At 66.3% G+C, this 977-nt stretch carries 1 protein-coding gene; it reads left to right on the top strand.

The window, feature by feature from the left end:
- The coding region (locus D779_RS20730) for a hypothetical protein (protein WP_043758446.1) at window positions 1–977 on the top strand (977 nt) is incomplete at both ends.

Consider the following 977-nt stretch of genomic DNA (forward strand, 5'->3'; position numbering starts at 1 on the left):
TCCGTGCTGACCTTCGCCAACGGGGTCAAGGCGCAGACCTACTATGTCGAAGTGGTCGGAGCGGAAGGCGACGCGGACGCCGACTACAGCCTCGAGGTCGTCACGATCGCCGACGACTACGGCAGTACCTCCAAGACCGAGGGCGTGCTCAGCCAAGGCGACGCGATCCCGGTCAGCGTGCAATGGGAGGGAGACGTCGACTGGCTCGAACTCGAAGCCGAGGGCGACACCGCCTACACCATCTACCTCTCGAGCGATTCGGCGACCAGCGGCGCGCTGCGTCTGGTGGACAAGAAAGGCGAAGAGATCGCCACCGAAACGGCCAGCGTCAGCGGCACGCAGCTGGTGGGACTCACGTTCCGCACCGACGCCAAGGGCGGCACCTATTACGTTGAAGTTGCGGGTGATGCGACCACCACGACGGGCGACTACAGCCTGAGCCTGGTGACGGACGCCGACGACTATGGCGAGACGGCCAAGACGGCGGGCGAACTCACCGCCCCGACGGCGGACACCCCTACCACCAAGAGCGGCGAGGTGCAATGGCAAGGCGACCTCGACTGGCTCGAACTCGAGGCCGCGGCGGACACCCGCTACACCATCCGTCTGGCGGGCGACGGCAGCGCCGATGCGCTGGCGGCCGGGAGCCTGAGCCTGCTCGACAAGAAGGGCGAAGACCAGGGCGACCTCTACGAGCATTCGGTGGCGAGCGGAGACCTCGACGGACTGATCTTCACCAACGGTGCCAAGGCGGGGACCTACTACATCCAAGTGGCCGGTGCCGATACGAGCGACCTGGGCGGCTACGGCCTGGATATCAGCATCGTCGAAGACCAGGAAGGCGACACCGCGAAGACGGCGGCGACGGTGGGGTCGGCCGACCAGGCCGGACACATCGACTGGGCGGGCGACGTCGACTGGTTCGCACTCGACGTCGAGACCGACACCCACTACACGATCACCCTCAACAGCACGGA

Origin of the sequence: Imhoffiella purpurea (assembly GCF_000585215.1) — a bacterium.
Lineage (GTDB): Bacteria > Pseudomonadota > Gammaproteobacteria > Chromatiales > Chromatiaceae > Imhoffiella > Imhoffiella purpurea.